General features: G+C 69.5%; 15 protein-coding genes and 4 tRNA genes. 11 read left to right on the forward strand and 8 right to left on the reverse strand.

All coding sequences use genetic code 11. The features are described 5' to 3' along the window. Positions 1 to 54 precede the first annotated feature (54 nt). The 4 genes from AC3RX1_RS09130 to AC3RX1_RS09145 form a co-directional block, all read right to left on the reverse strand. On the reverse strand, positions 55 to 2223 hold the full coding sequence (locus AC3RX1_RS09130; RefSeq protein ID WP_491500916.1) for a 3-hydroxyacyl-CoA dehydrogenase NAD-binding domain-containing protein: 2169 nt from the start codon (positions 2221 to 2223) through the stop codon (positions 55 to 57). Continuing rightward, the gene (locus AC3RX1_RS09135) at positions 2220 to 3428 is read right to left on the reverse strand and encodes a thiolase family protein (RefSeq protein WP_491500917.1); all 1209 of its coding nucleotides are present in this window, start codon (positions 3426 to 3428) and stop codon (positions 2220 to 2222) included. Before AC3RX1_RS09135 ends, AC3RX1_RS09130 begins: the two co-directional genes overlap by 4 nt. 74 nt (positions 3429 to 3502) lie before the next feature. Next, the gene (locus tag AC3RX1_RS09140; protein WP_491500918.1) at positions 3503 to 4699 is read right to left on the reverse strand and encodes an HRDC domain-containing protein; all 1197 of its coding nucleotides are present in this window, start codon (positions 4697 to 4699) and stop codon (positions 3503 to 3505) included. Next, positions 4692 to 5273 (reverse strand): DUF3000 domain-containing protein, encoded by a 582-nt coding sequence (locus tag AC3RX1_RS09145; RefSeq protein WP_491500919.1) that lies wholly within the window; start codon positions 5271 to 5273, stop codon positions 4692 to 4694. The genes AC3RX1_RS09140 and AC3RX1_RS09145 overlap by 8 nt, the downstream gene beginning before the upstream one ends. A gap of 25 nt (positions 5274 to 5298) precedes the next feature. On the opposite strand from AC3RX1_RS09145, the gene AC3RX1_RS09150 reads away from it, so the two are divergent. After that, positions 5299 to 6513, forward strand: coding sequence for an alpha/beta hydrolase family protein (locus AC3RX1_RS09150; protein WP_491500920.1), 1215 nt, complete (start codon positions 5299 to 5301; stop codon positions 6511 to 6513). Positions 6514 to 6516: 3 nt separating this feature from the next. On the opposite strand, the gene AC3RX1_RS09155 is transcribed toward AC3RX1_RS09150, so the two are convergent. Both AC3RX1_RS09155 and AC3RX1_RS09160 read right to left on the reverse strand, forming a co-directional pair. Continuing rightward, a complete protein-coding gene (locus tag AC3RX1_RS09155; RefSeq protein ID WP_491500921.1) occupies positions 6517 to 6951 on the reverse strand; it encodes a SufE family protein in 435 nt (144 codons plus the stop codon). A gap of 22 nt (positions 6952 to 6973) precedes the next feature. After that, on the reverse strand, positions 6974 to 7879 hold the full coding sequence (locus tag AC3RX1_RS09160) for a sulfurtransferase (protein ID WP_491500922.1): 906 nt from the start codon (positions 7877 to 7879) through the stop codon (positions 6974 to 6976). A 211-nt stretch (positions 7880 to 8090) separates the two neighbouring features. Between AC3RX1_RS09160 and zapE the strand changes: the two genes are divergently transcribed. The 3 genes from zapE (at position 8091) to AC3RX1_RS09175 (ending at position 10775) form a co-directional block, all read left to right on the forward strand. Beyond that, a complete protein-coding gene (gene zapE / locus AC3RX1_RS09165) occupies positions 8091 to 9053 on the forward strand; it encodes a cell division protein ZapE (RefSeq protein WP_491501011.1) in 963 nt (320 codons plus the stop codon). Between the two features lie 115 nt (positions 9054 to 9168). Continuing rightward, positions 9169 to 10425, forward strand: coding sequence for an ammonium transporter (locus AC3RX1_RS09170; protein ID WP_491500923.1), 1257 nt, complete (start codon positions 9169 to 9171; stop codon positions 10423 to 10425). Positions 10426 to 10475: 50 nt separating this feature from the next. Then, positions 10476 to 10775, forward strand: coding sequence for a DUF4287 domain-containing protein (locus AC3RX1_RS09175; protein ID WP_491500924.1), 300 nt, complete (start codon positions 10476 to 10478; stop codon positions 10773 to 10775). Between the two features lie 8 nt (positions 10776 to 10783). Here the strand turns inward: AC3RX1_RS09175 and AC3RX1_RS09180 are convergent. Then, positions 10784 to 10856, reverse strand: a tRNA-Val gene (locus tag AC3RX1_RS09180). A gap of 149 nt (positions 10857 to 11005) precedes the next feature. Between AC3RX1_RS09180 and AC3RX1_RS09185 the strand changes: the two genes are divergently transcribed. The 7 genes from AC3RX1_RS09185 to AC3RX1_RS09215 all read left to right on the forward strand — a co-directional run bounded on the left by AC3RX1_RS09185 (position 11006) and on the right by AC3RX1_RS09215 (position 15803). After that, positions 11006 to 11078, forward strand: a tRNA-Gly gene (locus tag AC3RX1_RS09185). 48 nt (positions 11079 to 11126) lie between these two features. Beyond that, a tRNA-Cys gene (locus tag AC3RX1_RS09190) sits at positions 11127 to 11200 on the forward strand. 38 nt (positions 11201 to 11238) lie between these two features. After that, positions 11239 to 11310: transfer RNA gene (locus AC3RX1_RS09195), tRNA-Val, on the forward strand. A gap of 123 nt (positions 11311 to 11433) precedes the next feature. After that, positions 11434 to 12633 (forward strand): acyltransferase family protein, encoded by a 1200-nt coding sequence (locus AC3RX1_RS09200; RefSeq protein WP_491500925.1) that lies wholly within the window; start codon positions 11434 to 11436, stop codon positions 12631 to 12633. Between the two features lie 74 nt (positions 12634 to 12707). Continuing rightward, positions 12708 to 13217: a glycine cleavage system transcriptional repressor gene (locus AC3RX1_RS09205; RefSeq protein WP_491500926.1), complete on the forward strand. Its 510-nt coding sequence runs from the start codon at positions 12708 to 12710 to the stop codon at positions 13215 to 13217. A 106-nt stretch (positions 13218 to 13323) separates the two neighbouring features. Then, positions 13324 to 15252, forward strand: a complete 1929-nt coding sequence (gene thrS / locus AC3RX1_RS09210; RefSeq protein WP_491501012.1) for a threonine--tRNA ligase — start codon at positions 13324 to 13326, stop codon at positions 15250 to 15252. Further along, on the forward strand, positions 15249 to 15803 hold the full coding sequence (locus AC3RX1_RS09215; RefSeq protein WP_491500927.1) for an HIT family protein: 555 nt from the start codon (positions 15249 to 15251) through the stop codon (positions 15801 to 15803). The genes thrS and AC3RX1_RS09215 overlap by 4 nt, the downstream gene beginning before the upstream one ends. A 3-nt stretch (positions 15804 to 15806) precedes the next feature. On the opposite strand, the gene pdxY is transcribed toward AC3RX1_RS09215, so the two are convergent. Continuing rightward, the gene (pdxY, locus tag AC3RX1_RS09220) at positions 15807 to 16658 is read right to left on the reverse strand and encodes a pyridoxal kinase PdxY (RefSeq protein WP_491500928.1); all 852 of its coding nucleotides are present in this window, start codon (positions 16656 to 16658) and stop codon (positions 15807 to 15809) included. Between the last annotated feature and the right edge of the window lies 1 nt (position 16659).

A 16659-nucleotide genomic window follows, 5' to 3' on the forward strand; every position in this document is an offset into this window, starting at 1 on the left:
TTCCAGCGAAAGGGACCCTCGTGTCGGGATGTCTCCGCGGCGAGGAGACCGGCCTCAGGCGTCGATGCCGCGGATCGGCGGGTGGTGGAAGGTGTCCCCGAACACGCGCTGCGACGCTCCCTCACGGTCGAGGTAGGGCGACGCGCCGCCGTCGATGAACGGCCAGCCGGCCCCGAGGATGAGGCACAGGTCGATGTCCTCCACCTCGGGCACCACGCCCTCGTCGAGCATGATCCTGATCTCGTGGGCGAGGCCGTCCTGCACCCGCGTCAGGATCGTCGCGTCGTCGACGGGCGTCTTGCCGACGGCCGGCTTCAGGACCTTCTCCGCGGCCTTCGTGAACCCGGTGACCCGACCGCCCTTGTCCTTCTCGACGATCTCGGGCAGCTCGGCCAGGGCGTGGAAGTTCTCGTTCGCGTAGAACCGCTCGGGGAAGGCATGCGCCATGGTGTCCTGCACATGCGCGGCGACCTTCCAGCCGACGAGGTCGATCAGCTGGAACGGCCCCATCGGCAGCCCGAGCGGGGCGAACGCCTTCTCCACCTTGTCCACCGGGGTGCCTTCGTAGACGGCGCGTGCCGCCTCGCCCATGACCTTGGCCAGCAGACGGTTGACGACGAAGCCCGGCGCGTCGGCGGTCAGCACGGCGTTCTTGCCGAGACCCTTCGCGACGACGAAGGCGGTCGACAGCGCCGCATCCGTCGTCTCGTCCGTCTTCACGATCTCGATGAGCGGCATCACCGCCACCGGGTTGAAGAAGTGGAAGCCGACGAGCCGCTCGGGGTGGGCGAGCTTCGCGCCGATCTCGGCGACCGACAGCGACGACGTGTTCGTCGCGAGGATCGCGTCGTCGGCGACGATCTTCTCGATCTCGTCGAAGACCTGCTGCTTGACGCCGACCTCCTCGAACACCGCCTCGATGACGAAGTCGCAATCGGCGTACTCGCTCTTGTCGGTCGTGCCGTGCACGAGCCCGCGCAGCTTGTTCGCGGTGTCGGCATCGAGCCGGCCCTTGCCCTCCAGCTTGCCGATCTCGTCGCGGATGTAGGCGAGGCCCTTGTCGACGCGCGCCTGATCGAGGTCGGTGATGAGTACCAGCACCTGCAGCTTGCGCAGGAACAGCAGGGCGAACTGGCTCGCCATGAGCCCGGCGCCGATCACGCCGACCTTCGTGACCTTGCGCGCGAGATCCTTATCGGGAGCGCCGACGGGCCGCTTCGCGCGCTTCTGCACGAGGTCGAACGCGTACATCGACGCCGCGAACTGGTCGCCGACCACGAGCTCCGAGAGCATCTCGTCCTCGCGGGCGAATCCCTCCGCTTTCGACCCGCTGCGCGCCTTCTCGAGGAGTTCCAGCGCGGCGTACGGCGAGCGCGGAACCGTCCCGATCTTGCTCTCCAGCATCCCGCGCGCCATCTTGATGGCGACCGGCCACTTCACCGAGCGCTCGATCTTCCCCGGCTCGTTCCTCCGCTCGACCTTGACCGTGCCGCTCAGCACGCCGTCGGCCCATCGCAGCGAATCTTCGAGGTAGTTCGCCGGCGAGAAGATCGCGTCGAAGATGCCGTAGTCGTACGCCTGCTGCGGTTTGAGCATCCGGTTCTGCTTCAGCGGATTCGAGATCACGACCTCGAGCGCGTTCTCGATGCCGATGAGGTTGGGCAGCAGGTACGCGCCGCCCCAGCCCGGGATGATTCCGAGGAACACCTCGGGCAGGGCGATCGCGGCAGCGGATGCGTCGACGGTGCGGTACGTCGCGTTCAGGGCGATCTCCAGCCCGCCGCCGAGGGCGAGGCCGTTCACGAACGCGAACGTCGGCACCCCCAGCTCGCCGAGCCGGCCGAGCACCTGATGGCCGCGCTGCGCGATGAGCTTGGCGCCGGCCTTCGATCCGACCTTCGAGATGTCGGACAGGTCCGCGCCGGCGGCCATGATGTACTGCTTGCCGGTGATGCCGACGGCGGCGATCTCGCCCGCCGCGGCACGCGCGGCCAGGCCCTCGAGCGTCGTGTTCAGCTCTGCGAGAGTGGCGGGGCCGAGCGTGTTCGGGCGGCGGTGATCGCGGCCGTTGTCGAGCGTAATGAGGGCGAGCACCCTGCCCGACGGCAGGCGGACGTCGCGGACCGGCGAGTGGGTCACGACCTCGTCGCCGGCGAGGGCGTCGAGCGGCGAGAAGTCGACGGATGCGTACTGTTCGGAGACGGTCTGTGCCACCGCGGTCACTTCCTCTTCTTCTTGCCGTCGTAGTTCGGGTTCTCCCACACGACCGATCCGCCCTGGCCGAGGCCCACGCACATCGCGGTCAATCCGTAGCGCACGTCCGGCCGTTCCGCGAACTGGGCGGCGAGCTGGATCATCAGGCGCACGCCGGACGCGGCGAGCGGGTGGCCGACGGCGATCGCACCGCCCCACTGGTTCACCCGGGGGTCGTCGTCGGCGATGCCGAAGTGGTCGAGGAGCGAGATCACCTGGATCGCGAAGGCCTCATTGAGCTCGAAGAGGCCGATGTCATCGATCGACAGACCAGCCTTGCGCAGCGCCTTCTCCGTGGAGGGGATCGGACCGATGCCCATGATCTCCGGTTGCACGCCCGCGAACGCGAACGACACGAGCTTCATCCTCGGCGTCAGCCCGAGCTCCTTGACGGCGTCGCCGCCGGCCAGCAGCGACATCGTCGCGCCGTCCGTCAGCGGCGAAGAGGTGCCGGCGGTGACACGGCCGTGCGGGCGGAACGGGGTCTTCAGCCCGGCGAGGTCCGCCATCGTCGTGGCGGGCCGGCGGCCCTCGTCCTCGGTGGCGAGGCCCCAGGCGCCCGACGCGTCCTTGATCGAGACGGGCACGAGGTCGGGCTGGATCTTGCCCGCGTCGTAGGCGGCCTGCGCCTTGTGCTGGCTGAGCATGCCGTACCGGTCGGCGCGCTCCTTCGTGAGCTCGGGGAACCGGTCGTGGATGCGCTCGGCGGTCACCCCCATGTTCAGCGCCGCCGGGTCGACCATGCGCTCGGCGACGAATCGGGGGTTCGGGTCGGCGTTGGCCCCGATGGGGTGGTGGCCCATGTGCTCGACGCCGCCGGCGAGGGCGACGTCGTACATGCCGGACGCGATGGAGCCCGACATCATCGCCACGCTCGTCATCGCACCCGCGCACATGCGGTCGATCGCGAATCCGGGCACGGTCTGGGGAAGACCGGCGAGCAGGCCCACCGTGCGGCCGAGCGTGAGCCCCTGGTCGCCGGTCTGGCTCGTCGCGGCGATCGCGACGTCGTCGATGCGGTCCGCGGGAACGGCGGGATTCCGCTCCATGAGCCCGATGGTCGCCTTCACGGCGAGGTCATCGGCGCGGGTGTTCCAGTACATGCCCTTTTCGCCGGCGCGCCCGAACGGGGTGCGCATTCCGTCGACGAAATAGACGTCCGAAAGCTCGGCCACTCTGCCTCCAAATAGGTGAGAATGACCCCAGCCTAGGCAGGGCCCTGCAGCCCCTCGAACCGGGTGTGGCGATCCTACGAAGCGGCTTCGTCGCCCGACTCGGCCTCTTGCACGGATGCGACAAACGCATCGGCGATGATGTGTGCGGTCTCTGCAACCTGCCACGGCCGGGCGCCGAGCACGGCGAGCGCCTGTCCGACGGACCCGGCGGTGATCTCCTCGGGCGGCTGCCAGGCGACGCGGCGCAGCAGTTCGGGGGTGAGCAGGTTCTCTGTCGGCATGTGCAGCGCCTCGGCATGCGCCTCCACCACCGGCCGCGCCGTCTTCAGCCGTGCGTCGGCGGCCGGATGCCGGTCACGCCAGGCGCGCACCGGCGGAAGGCCATCGCCCTTCACACGCTCCAGCGGCAGATCGGATGTCGCACGTCCGCGCTCGAACGCCGCCCACCATCGGTCCAGCTGCGTCCTGCTCGCGCGCCCCGTGAACTCCTTGAGCGCCGCGAGCTCGCCCTTCGATTTCGGGTCGGCCTGGATCGCCGCGACGAGCGCACGATCCGGGACGAGCCGGCCGGGTGACACATCCTCGGTCTGCGCGAACTCCTCGCGTGCCGTCCACAGCTCTCGCGCGATGGCGAACGCCCGCCGGCCCCGGACAGTGTGCAGCCCGCTGAGCCGGCGCCACGGGTCCTCGCGCGGCGGCTTGGCGGGGCGGGCGAGCTCGGCGGCGAACTCCTGTCGCGCGAACTCCTCCTTGCCTTGTTCGGCGAGCTCCGCGGCGAGCACATCCCGCACATCGGGCAGGTACTCGACGTCGAGTGCCGCGTATTCCAGCCACGGCTGGGGGAGCGGACGCGTCGACCAGTCGGCCGCCGAGTGGGCCTTGGCGAGCGTGACGCCCAGCGCGTCCTCGACCACGGCGCCGAGGCCGACGTGATCGTGGCCGAGCAGCCGTGCGGCGAGCTCGGTGTCGAAGATCACCGGCGGCACCAGGTCCAGTTCGCGCAGTGACGGCAGATCCTGGCTCGCGGCGTGCAGGATCCACTCCTGGGCGCCGATCGCCCGCTGCAGGGGCTGGAGGTCGCCGATCGCAGGGGGGTCGAAGAGGAATGTGCCGGCGCCGCGGCGGAACACCTGGATCAGGTACGCGCGCTGGGAGTAGCGGTACCCCGACGCCCGCTCCACGTCGACGGCGACGGGGCCCGACCCCGCGGCGAGGCGCTCTGCCGCATGCTCGAGTGCGGCGGCATCGGCCAGCACCTCGTACTCAGTCACGCATCATCCTCCGCGCCGTGAACACTTCGATTCCCTCCGACCCCGGCGGCAGCCCGGCGAGCATGCACACGAGTTCGGCCCACGCCTGCACGTGCACCGCCATGTCGCCGGTCGGCGACCAGGAGGCGCGCAGTTCGATCTGGGAGCCGTCGCCTTCCGCGGCGAGGGACCCGAAGCCCCGCGACAGCGTCTTCGTGGCGGTTCCGGCCGGGGAGTGGTACTCCGCGTGCCGGGAGTCGAGGGCATCGATCAGCCACGACCAGGTGACGTCCGCCAGGAGCGGATCGCTTCCGATCTCAGGCTCCAGAGGCGCCTGCGCGAAACTCACGATACGCCATGCGCCCTGCCAGCCCTCCGGCTCCTCGGGGTCGTGCAGCAGCACGAACCGTCCGGTGCCGTACGGCGACTCGCCGCTGTCGGGGTCGGGTCGCACGTCTGCGGCGATCGCGAGCGCGAAGGGGGCGAGCCCGTTCGGAGCCGGTATCTCCCGGGCGACGAGATCGGCGCGGAACGTCGTCGCCCGCACCTGCGCGGCGGCGCGTTCGAAGGGCGACGATTCACGGGGGTCTGCCACGCCGACAGACTAGAGTGAACGGTCGATGAAGCCCTCCAGGCGCGCCGCATCCGCCGGCGCCTCACCCGCCGCCGTTCTCGGCATCCGCACTGCCGTGAGCCTGCTGTCCGCGGCGCTCGGCGCCACGCTCGCGCTGTGGGGCTACGCCTCCGTCCGGATGGCGCGCAAGATCGTCACGCCGGTGCCGCGGCAGCGCGACACCGCCATCGTCGACGTCGACGTGCCGGCGCAGACGATCACCCTCGCGCGGACCGCCGACACCGAGCTTCCTGGGCGCTACGGACTGTTCACCTCGGGCACCGAGTCGTACATCAAACTCGGCACCGTGCTCGGCGCCGACGCCACGACGGTGAAGCGCAAGCTGCTGACCGAGATCGGCCCCGAGTCGCGCCTGTCGGCGGATGCCGCCTTCAGTGGCTGGTACTACGACGCTCCCGATCAGCTGCACCTGCCGTTCTCGACCGAGCTCATCGGCTCGGCTCTCGGGCCGTGCCCGGCATGGCTCTTCGACGGTGAGCCCGATGCCGACACATGGGTCATCCAGGTGCACGGGCGCGGCACCACCCGCGCCGAATGCCTGCGCGCCGTGCCGGTGTTCCACGCCCTCGGCTTCCCGGTGCTCGTGACCTCGTACCGCAACGACGGCGACGCTCCGCGCAGCCGCACCGGGCGGTACGCGCTGGGGTCGACCGAGTGGCGGGATGTCGACGCCGCGATCGCGTTCGCCCTTCGGCGCGGCGCATCGCGGGCCGTGCTGATGGGCTGGTCGATGGGCGGCGCCATCGCGCTGCAGCTGGCGCTCGGCTCACCGCACCGCGAGGCGATCGCCGGTGTCATCCTCGACTCGCCGGTCGTCGACTGGCGCGTCGTGCTGGATTATCAGGCGCGGCTGCTGAAGGTCCCCGAGCGGGTCAGCGAACTGGCGCTGGGCGCCCTGCAGGCCGAGTGGGCGACGGTGCTGACGGGCGCCGATCCCATTCCGCTCGACCGGCTCGACATCGTCGCGCGCGCCGACGAGCTGACCCGCCCCGTGCTCATCCTGCACAGCGACGACGACGGGTTCGTTCCCGCCGACGGCTCGCACCGGCTCGCCGAGGCCCGGCCCGACCTGGTGACGCTCGAGACCTTCCAGGTCGCGCGCCACACCAAGCTGTGGAACTACGACTCGCAGCGATGGAGCGACGCCATCCGCCGGTGGCTCGACGAGCATCGGTTCACCGCCGTCGACCAGGCGGCGTGACCGTCAGACGCTGGTGAGCGCGCGCACCTGGCGCTGAGCCCGCACGAGCATGCCGGTCATGCCGGCGAGGCGCAGCGGCGACACGGCCCGCGTGAGCCCGAGGCTCTGGGCGTAGTCGCTGGGGATCGCGAGGACCTCGGCGGCCTTCAGACCGGTGATCCCCTGTACGAGGATGCTCGCGAAGCCGCGGGTGGTCGGCGCCTCCGCGGGTGCCGTCGCGTGCATCGTGACGACCTGTTCGTCGTCGACCTCGAGCGCGATGAACACCGGCGATTGGCACTCGGTGACGCGCTCATAGAGACCCGGATCGTCCTCGTACCGCGCGGGCACGGCGGGGAGCTCGCGCGAGAACTCGAGCAGCAGCTGCAGCCGTTCGGGCTCATCGAGCTCGAGGAACTCGTCGCGGATCTCGGCGAGGGCGTCGGGAAGGAGTGTCATCCCCGCCATTCTCCCACGCCGGTCAGGAACGGGCCGGGGCCTCGCCGGGTTCGCTGCCGGTGGCGATGGGCACCCGCACCGCGGACCCCCACTCGGTCCAGGAGCCGTCGTAGTTGCGCACGTCGGGGAACCCGAGGAGGTGCCGCAGCACGAACCAGGTGTGGCTCGAACGTTCGCCGATGCGGCAGTAGGCCACCACGGCGTCGCCCTCGCTCAGGCCGAGTTCGTCGCGGTAGATCGCATCCAGCTCGGCGCGCGGCTTGAATGTGCCGTCGTCGGCGACCGCGCGCTTCCACGGCACGTTGAAGGCCGTGGGGATGTGGCCGCCGCGGAGGGCGCCCTCCTCGGGATAGTCCGGCATCGACGTGCGCTCGCCCGAATACTCCTCCGGCGAGCGCACGTCGACGAGCGGCCGGCCGAAGTGGGCGAGGACGTCCTCGCGGAAGGCGCGCAGGTCGCTGTCGTCGCGCTCCACGACGGGGTAGTCCACGGGGGTGCGGACGGTCTTCTCGGTGGTCAGGGGGCGCCCCTCGGCGATCCACAGGTCGCGTCCGCCGTCGAGGAGCCGCACGTCTTCGTGTCCGAAGAGGGAGAACACCCACAGGGCGTAGGCGGCCCACCAGTTGTTCTTGTCGCCGTAGATGACGACGGTGTCGGAGCGGGAGATGCCCTTGCCGCCGAGGAGCTTCGCGAATCCGTCCCCGTCCAGATAGTCGCGTACGACCGGGTCGTTGAGCTCGGTGTGCCAGTCCACCTTCACGGCGCCCGGGATGTGGCCGGTCTCGTACAGCAGGACGTCCTCGTCCGATTCGACGACGACGAGTCCCGGCTGTCCGAGGCGCTCCTGCAGCCAGTCGCCGGTGACGAGGCGCGCGGGGTCGGCGTACTCGGCGAACTTGGCGGATGAGGTGTCGGAATCGACGGGCACGGCGCACTCCTCGGATCGGGTGTCGGGATGCGACGGCGTAGGGTGGATGCCGTCTCTTCCGAGACTAGTCGCCCGTTCGGGCGTCGAGCCCGCCCGTTCACACTGCGTCATGTTCGCCTCGGATCGGACATGTCCGCGTCGCAGGAGCCCGCCCTTGAGCACCGGAATCGTGCATCTCACCGATCGTCTCCCTCAGGTCTCCGGGGTCGAGATGGTCGCCGCCCTCGTCCCGCCGCCGCAGTTCCGCAACGCGACCTTCGACACGTATCGGCCCGACCCGGCCTACCCGTCGCAGCAGAGCGCGAAGGACCGGCTCGAGGCGTTCAGCTCGCCGGGAGCGCCGACGAGCCGGGGAGGGTTCTTCCGTCGGGCGAAGAAGGCGCCGGAGACGAAGCCCGGCGTGTACCTCGACGGCGGGTTCGGGGTCGGCAAGACGCACCTGCTGGCGTCGATCTATCACGCGATGCCCGCCCGGCAGAAGTACTTCGGCTCGTTCATCGAGTACACGGCGCTCGTCGGAGCACTGGGCTATCAGAAGACCGTGGAGTTGTTCGGCGGGTCGCAGCTGCTGTGCATCGACGAGTTCGAGCTCGACGATCCCGGCGACACCATGGTCATGACCCGGCTGCTCGGCGAGCTCGTCGCCGGCGGCACGCGCCTGGCTGCGACATCCAACACGCCTCCGAACGCCCTGGGCGAGGGCCGGTTCGCCGCGCAGGACTTCCTGCGCGAGATACAGGCGATGTCCGACAGCTTCGAGACGATCCGCATCGACGGCACCGACTACCGGCAGCGGGCCGTCGACGGCACGGCCCCGGCGCTGAACGAGGCGGCCTACGAGCACGCCGTGACCGAGGCCGCGGCATCCGCTGTCGTCTCGGACGACTCGTTCGCCACCCTCGTCAGCCATCTCGCGAAGGTGCACCCCTCGCGGTACATCCGCCTGATCGAGGGAGTGGACGTCATCGGGCTGCGCGACGTGGAGCAGCTCGACGATCAGTCTGCGGCGCTGCGCTTCGTGGCGTTCGTCGACCGCGCGTACGACGCCCAGCTGCCGATCCGCGCGACCGGTCGGCCGCTGAGCGACGTGTTCGGCGCGGAGATGCTCGCCGGAGGGTACCGCAAGAAGTACCTGCGAGCGATCTCCCGCCTCATCGCACTGACGACGTCCTGACGCGCGGGCGGGCGCGGGTCGCGGAAACGCGATGTTCACATGGCGGCCCGCGCTGTAACACCGCCGAAACGAACCGGCACGTTGCGGGAAACGTCGCGGCTCCACACTGTCGAGTATGGACAGCGGAAACCTCTCGTGGTACATCGTGGCCACAGCCCTCGTACTGGTCATGACGCCCGGCGTGGCGTTCTTCTACGGCGGTCTCGTACGCGCCAAGAGCGTCGTCAGCATGATGATGATGAGCTTCGGTGCGATGGGTCTCGTGGCGGTGCTGTGGATCCTGTACGGGTTCAGCATGCAGAACGTCTCGACGGGATGGGTGGGCTTCGTCGGCAACCCGTTCGCCGACTTCGGCCTCGCCGCGCTCGCGGGCGGTGAGCACTCGAACGTGGACCTGGTCGGGGTCGCGTTCGGAGCGACGTTCGCGATCATCACCGTCGCGCTCATCTCCGGCGCGATCGCCGACCGTGCGAAGTTCGGCGCCTGGATGGCGTTCGTCGCGCTGTTCGTCACGCTCGACTACTTCCTCGTCGCCGGGTGGGTGTGGAACCCCGACGGGTGGATCGCCTCGCTCGGCACCCATCTGGGACTGTCGGCGAACGTGATCGACTACGCCGGCGGCACCGCGGTGCACATCAATGCCGGCGCAGCCGCCCTCGCCCTCGCCCTCGTGCTCGGCAAACGCGTCGGATTCAGCCGGCAGATCCACAAGCCGCACAATGTCCCCCTCGTGCTGCTGGGAGCGGCGCTCCTCTGGTTCGGCTGGTTCGGCTTCAACGGGGGTGCAGCGGCCGTCGGGGACGGCATCGCCTCCGGGGAGTCGCCGATCGGGCTCATCACGATCAACACGCTCGGTGCGACGGCCGCAGCGATCCTCGGCTGGCTGGCGATCGAGAAGCTCACCGGTCGCAAGCCGACCTCCGTGGGCGCGGCCTCCGGCGCGGTCGCGGGGCTCGTCGCGATCACGCCGGCGTGCGCGAACCTCACGCCCGGCTGGGCGCTGCTGCTCGGACTCATCGCCGGCGTCGTGTGCGCGAAGGCGGTGGAGCTCAAGTACCTGCTGCGCATCGACGATTCGCTCGATGTCGTCGGCGTGCACCTCGTGGGCGGACTCATCGGCACGCTCTTCCTCGGCTTCTTCGCGACCGGCACCGGGCTGTTCACGGGTGGGAACGCCGATCAGCTGATCGTGCAGACGATCGCGGCGGTCGCGGTGCTCGTCTTCTCGTTCGGCATCTCCTGGGCGATCGGGCGGGGCATCGACGCCGTGATGGGGTTCCGCATCGGCAGCGAGGACGAACTCGCCGGCGTGGACACCGTCGTGCACGGCGAGGAAGGGTACGCGCTGGAGGACGATAAGGTGACCGCGTGACGGCGCGCGTCTCGGGGGAGCCGCGGCGCGCCGAGGAAGGATGGCGAACGATGTCGTTTCAGGCATACCTCGACGCGATCGAGGACAAGACCGGACTCACGCCCCGGCAGCTCGTCGAGAAGGCACAGGAGAGGGGATTCGCCGACCCATCGGTGAAGGCGGGCACGATCCTCGAATGGCTGAAGGCCGACTACGGCCTCGGACGGGGACACGGGATGGCGCTCGTGCACGTCATCAAGAAGGGTCCGCAGATCGACGCGAAGCACGTCGGGACGAGCGGAAGCCACCGCGACGAGTCGGACGTGCTCTGGCTCGATGGAAAGGCGTCGAAGCCCTCGCGAGCGGAGTGAGATCGGGGTGGGCGATGCCGGACTCGAACCGACGACCTCTTCCGTGTGAAGGAAGCGCGCTACCAGCTGCGCCAATCGCCCTCGGCCCCGCGGGGCCAAGAAGACTCTACCGGATATTGCGGGCCCCTTCGAACCACCTGAGCATGACACGCGCGGGCGACATCTGGTTTTGCGACGGTGTGCGAATCGGCTAGAGTCGTATCTGCGCCGGAGAGATCCGGGGCGGAAATGCGGATGTAGCGCAGTTGGTAGCGCATCACCTTGCCAAGGTGAGGGTCGCGAGTTCGAGTCTCGTCATCCGCTCGAGTGCGAGAACCCCCTGGGGATCACGCCGTGGGGTTCGAACCACGCGGTGGCGTGGCCGAGTGGCTAGGCACCGGCCTGCAAAGCCGTTTACACGGGTTCGAATCCCGTCGCCACCTCCACTCCTGGCTCCGGCCGGATAAGTGAACAGCCTGTATAGGCGCGATTGGCGCAGCGGTAGCGCGCTTCCCTGACACGGAAGAGGTCACTGGTTCGATCCCAGTATCGCGCACTCGTTGAAACCCTCGGTTTACCGGGGGTTTTGCCGTTTGCGGACGGGTGCTCGGCATGAGACTGTTCTCACAACCCGCCGATGTTCAGGGATTCTTCATAACGGCTTTGTAACGTCGAGAAGATGCCAGCAGCTTCACGATTGTCTGCTCTCGACGGGCTCCGCGGCGTCGCAGCGCTCGTGGTGGTCGTCCACCATGCGCTCCTGGTCTCGCCGTCGCTCGCGGCCGCCTACTACGGCGGACACGTGGACGGGAACCCGCTGCGCTTCGCCTTCGTGTATACGCCGCTCCACCTCGTCTGGGGCGGAGCCGAAGCTGTCGTGGTCTTCTTCGTGCTCTCGGGGTTCGTCCTCGCCCGTGCGGTGCGGTCGCGATCGTTCGACTGGTTCGCGTACTTCCCGTCGCGCGTCCTCCGCCTCTACGTGCCGGTGATCGGCGCCGTCGCGCTGGCCTATGCGATCATCCTGCTGCCGCACGACGGCGCCCCGCCGAGCCCGTGGCTCGACCGGGCACCGGGCTATCCGCTTTCGGACGTGCTGCGCGACCTGACCCTCGTCGGGGGGACCTCGGGCGTCGTGTCGCCCCTGTGGACGCTCCGCTGGGAGGTGCTCTTCTCGCTGATCCTGCCCGTCGCCGCCTACGCCGCCCGGGCGATCCCCGCGTGGATGCTCGGCGTCGCGTGCATCGTCCTCTCGTCGGTCGGCGCCTCCACCGGCGTGGCCGCGCTGCAGTACCTGCCGATCTTCGGCCTGGGCGTCGCGATCGAGGGGGAGTGGGACCGCATCGGCCGCGTGGTCACCCGGATGACGCGCCGGGCCGGCGGCCTCGTCTGGACCGGCCTCCTGCTCCTGGCGGCCGTGCTGCTGAGCATGCACTGGCTCCTGCTGCTGCCCCTCGGCCACGCCGGCGCGGTGGCGTTCGCCCAGGCGCCGATCGTTCTCGGCGCCGCCCTGCTGGTGGTCGCGGCGGTCCACTGCACGGCGCTGCGCCGCATCCTCACGTGGCGGCCCATCGCGCTGCTCGGCGCGATCTCCTTCAGCCTGTACCTCATCCACGAGCCGATCGTGATCCTCATGGCGAACATGACGGATGCCGCGCGGTGGACGGTCCTCACGGCGGTGCCGCTGTCGCTCATCGTCGCCTGGGTGTTCTGGCTCATCGTCGAGCGGCCGGCCCATCACCTCGCCCGCACCGTGCGGGCGAAGGCCACGCCGCGCCGGCCGGAGTCGGCCGACGCGCACGGCGACCGCGACGAGGCGCCTCAGCACGACGAGGCGCACACAAGGCACGAGGCCCGGGAGCACGCGACCGTCGGCGCCTGACGCCGCCACCTACCGCTGCATCAACCTCGCGCCGAAGGCACGGCGCAGAAGGCAGAGCGCAGTAGGCTCGGCGCATGGCCCATCTCGTGCTCACCCTCGTCGGTGACGACCGCGCCGGACTCGTCCGCGCCCTCGCCGACACCGTCGCGGCGCATGACGGCAACTGGGAGCGCAGCGAGCTCGCCGAGCTCGCGGGCGCCTTCGCCGGCATCGTGCTGGTCGAGGTGCCCGATGAGAAGGCCGACGCGCTCACCGGCGCCCTGGGCGAGCTCGACGGGCTCCTCGCGATCACGCCCTACCGTGGCCACGCCGAATCCGCCGTTCCGTCGGGAGAGCGCGTCACGTTGACGGTGCTCGGCAACGACCGGCCCGGCATCGTCCGCGACCTCACCAGCACCCTCGCCGGTGCCGGACTCACGATCGATCGGTTCACGAGTCGGACCCTCGCCGCCCCGATGGCCGGCGGCGAGCTGTTCGAAGCCACCGTCACCGCCCGGGCCGCGCAGCCCGCCCACATCGACGCGGCGGTGTCCGACCTCGAGCACCTCGCGGGAGAGATCCAGGTCGACATCACCGTCGCCTGATCGCACCGATCGCCCGCCGAAGCCACGCGCCGGGCGCCGATAGACTCGACGGGTGACCACTTCCACCGACGGCTTCGCCCTGTTCCCCGATCGATCCGTCGTCGCCATGCGCGTCGGCGGCGAGCTGAAGGACCTCGCCACGACGGTGCACACGACGGACGACGTCGAGCCGGTCACCATCCACAGCCCCGACGGGCTCAACATCCTCCGCCACTCCGCTGCGCACGTCCTCGCGCAGGCGGTGCAGCGTCTCAAGCCGCAGACGAACCTCGGCATCGGCCCCCCGATCGCCGACGGCTTCTACTACGACTTCGGCACGCCCGAGCCGTTCACCCCCGACGACCTCAAGGCCATCACCAAGGAGATGCAGCGCATCATCCGCGAGGGCCAGCGGTTCGTGCGCCGGGTCGTCACCGACGACGAGGCCCGTGCCGAGCTCGCCGATGAGCCGTTCAAGCTCGAACTCATCGGCCTGAAGGGCGGCGGCGCAGAGAAGACCGAGGGTGCGAGCGTCGAGGTCGGCGGCGGCGAGCTGACGATCTACGACAACGTGGATCGCGACGGCGAAACGGTGTGGAAGGACCTGTGCCGCGGCCCGCACCTGCCGAACACCCGGCTCATCGGAAACGGCTGGGCCCTGCAGCGCGTGGCCGGGGCCTACTGGCGCGGGAGCGAGAAGAACCCGCAGCTGCAGCGCATCTACGGCACCGCCTGGCCGACGAAGGACGAGCTGCGTGCCTATCAGGAGCGCCTGGAGGAGGCGGCCAAGCGCGACCACCGCAAGCTCGGCAAGGAGCTCGATCTGTTCTCGTTCCCCGACGAGATCGGCTCGGGCCTCTCGGTCTGGCATCCCAAGGGCGGCATCATCCGCCAGGAGATGGAGCAGCACGCACTCAAGCGCCACCGCGAGGGCGGCTACACCTACGTGTACACGCCGCACATCACGAAGAAGGATCTCTTCCTCGAGTCGAACCATCTCGTCACCTACCGGGAGGGAATGTTCCCGCCCATCCGGCTCGACGAGGAGCGCGACGAGAACGGCGAGATCACCAAGCAGGGCATCGACTACTACCTCAAGCCGATGAACTGCCCGATGCACATCCTCATCTACCGCGAGCGCGCGCGCAGCTATCGCGACCTGCCCATGCGGCTGTACGAGAACGGCACGGTGTACCGCTACGAGCTCTCCGGTGCGCTGCACGGCCTCACCCGCGTGCGCGGCTTCACCCAGGACGACTCGCACCTGTTCGTCACCCCCGACCAGCTCGAGGACGAGGCGACGCGCGTGCTCGACTTCGTGCTGTCGATGCTGCGCGACTTCGGTCTCACCCAGTTCGAACTCGAGCTGTCGATGCGCGACGACGAGAAGTCGAAGTGGATCGGCGACGAGGAGCACTGGGCTGTCGCGACGGATGCCCTGCGCCGAGTCGCACAGGCGTCGGGTCTGAAGCTCACCGAGGTCCCCGGCGAGGCCGCCTTCTACGGGCCGAAGATCGATCTCAAGACGAAGGATGCCCTCGGCCGCACCTGGCAGCTCGCGACGGTGCAGCTCGACTTCAACCTGCCCGAGCGGTTCCAGCTCGAGTACACCGGTCCCGACGGGGAGAAGCACCGGCCGGTGATGATCCACCGTGCGCTGTTCGGGTCGATCGAGCGGTTCTTCGCCATCCTTCTCGAGCACTACGCCGGTGCGTTCCCGGTGTGGCTCTCACCCGTGCAGGTCGTCGGCATCCCCGTCGCCGACGAATACGCCGACTATCTCGACGACATCGTCGCCCGGCTGAAGGCCGACGGCGTGCGTGCCGAGGTCGACCACAGCGACGACCGGATGCAGAAGAAGATCCGCACTCACACGACCCAGAAGGTCCCGCTGCAGCTCATCGCAGGGGAGCAGGACCGCGCGGCCGGCACCGTGTCGTTCCGCTTCCGTGACGGGTCGCAGCGCAATGGCGTACCGGTCGACGACGCCGTGCGCCTCGTGCGCCGGGCGATCGACGAGAAGACGCTCGTCAACACCGCCGAGGATCTGGCATGAGCGAGGATGCCGCATCCGGCCCGGTTCCAGGACTGGTCGCGGCGAGCGACCTCCCCGGGGTGCCCGACGAGTTCCAGCGGCTGTGGACGCCGCACCGGATGGCGTACATCCGGGCGGGCGCGGAGGCCATGCGCGAGTCGTGTCCGTTCTGCGCGGCGCCCGGCAAGGCGGACGAGGACGGCCTGATCGTCTATCGCGGGGAGACCGCCTACGTGCTGCTGAACCTCTTCCCGTACAACTCCGGCCATCTTCTCGTGTGCCCGTATCGTCACATCGCGACGTACGACGAGGCGACGGCGGAGGAGGTCGCCGAGATCGGCGCCCTCACGCAGCACGCGATGGGCACGCTGCGCGAGGTGTCGCGCTGCGACGGGTTCAACATCGGCATGAATCAGGGCCGCGTGGCCGGCGCGGGCGTCGACGAGCATCTGCACCAGCACATCGTGCCGCGCTGGGCGACGGATGCGAACTTCTTCCCGATCATCGCGAAGACGAAGGCCCTGCCGCAGCTGCTCGGTGAGGTGCGACGGGCCGTCGCCGACGCCTGGTGACGCTCAGCGCACCTGCGCGACCTCGAACTGCATGCGCGGAGTCGCGTAGAAGTCCTGCGCCTCGATGAGCTGCAGTTCGCGCTGCCCCGACTCATGGGTGAGGCGCAGCAGATCGAAGACGCTCGAGGTGGTGCGGGCGAGCGCCTCCGCGGCGCTTCCCGTGCGGCGGTAGTGAGCCGTGAAGAGGGCCGCCGTGACGTCTCCCGATCCGTTCGCCTTCAGCGGCAGGAGCGGAGTCTGCACGATCCACGCGCCGTCGTCGTCCACCGCGAGCATCTCGATCGTCCCCGCGGGCCGGTCGGGCCGCTCGACGCTCGTGACGAGCACCGTCCGCGGTCCCATCGCCCGCGCCGCGTCGACGGAGTCGAGCGTCGAAGCGAGCGTGTCGGGTGCGGTGTCCGTGAGGTAGCCCAGCTCGAACTGGTTCGGCGTGATGATGTCGGCGGCCGGCACCACCTTCTCGCGCAGCAGCTCGGGGATCGCCGGTGCGACGAAGCATCCCGACTTCGCATTGCCCATGACCGGGTCGCACGCGTAGACAGCGCGCGGGTTGGCGGCCTTTACCCGGGTCACGGCGTCGAGGATGACGTCGCCGATGCCCTCGCCGCCCTGGTAGCCCGAGAGCACGACGTCGACGTCGGCGAATGCCCCGCGCTCTTCGACGCCGGTGATCACGTCGCGCACGTCGTCGGGACTGATGAGCGGGCCGCGCCAGGCGCCGTACCCGGTGTGGTTGGAGAAGTTGACGGTGTAGACCGGTATGACCTCGACGCCGATGCGCTGCAGGGGGAAGACGGCGGCGGAGTTGCCCACGTGTCCGTAGGCGACGGCGGACTGGATGGAGAGGATCGTCACC

It is taken from the genome of Microbacterium altimontanum (assembly GCF_058349865.2).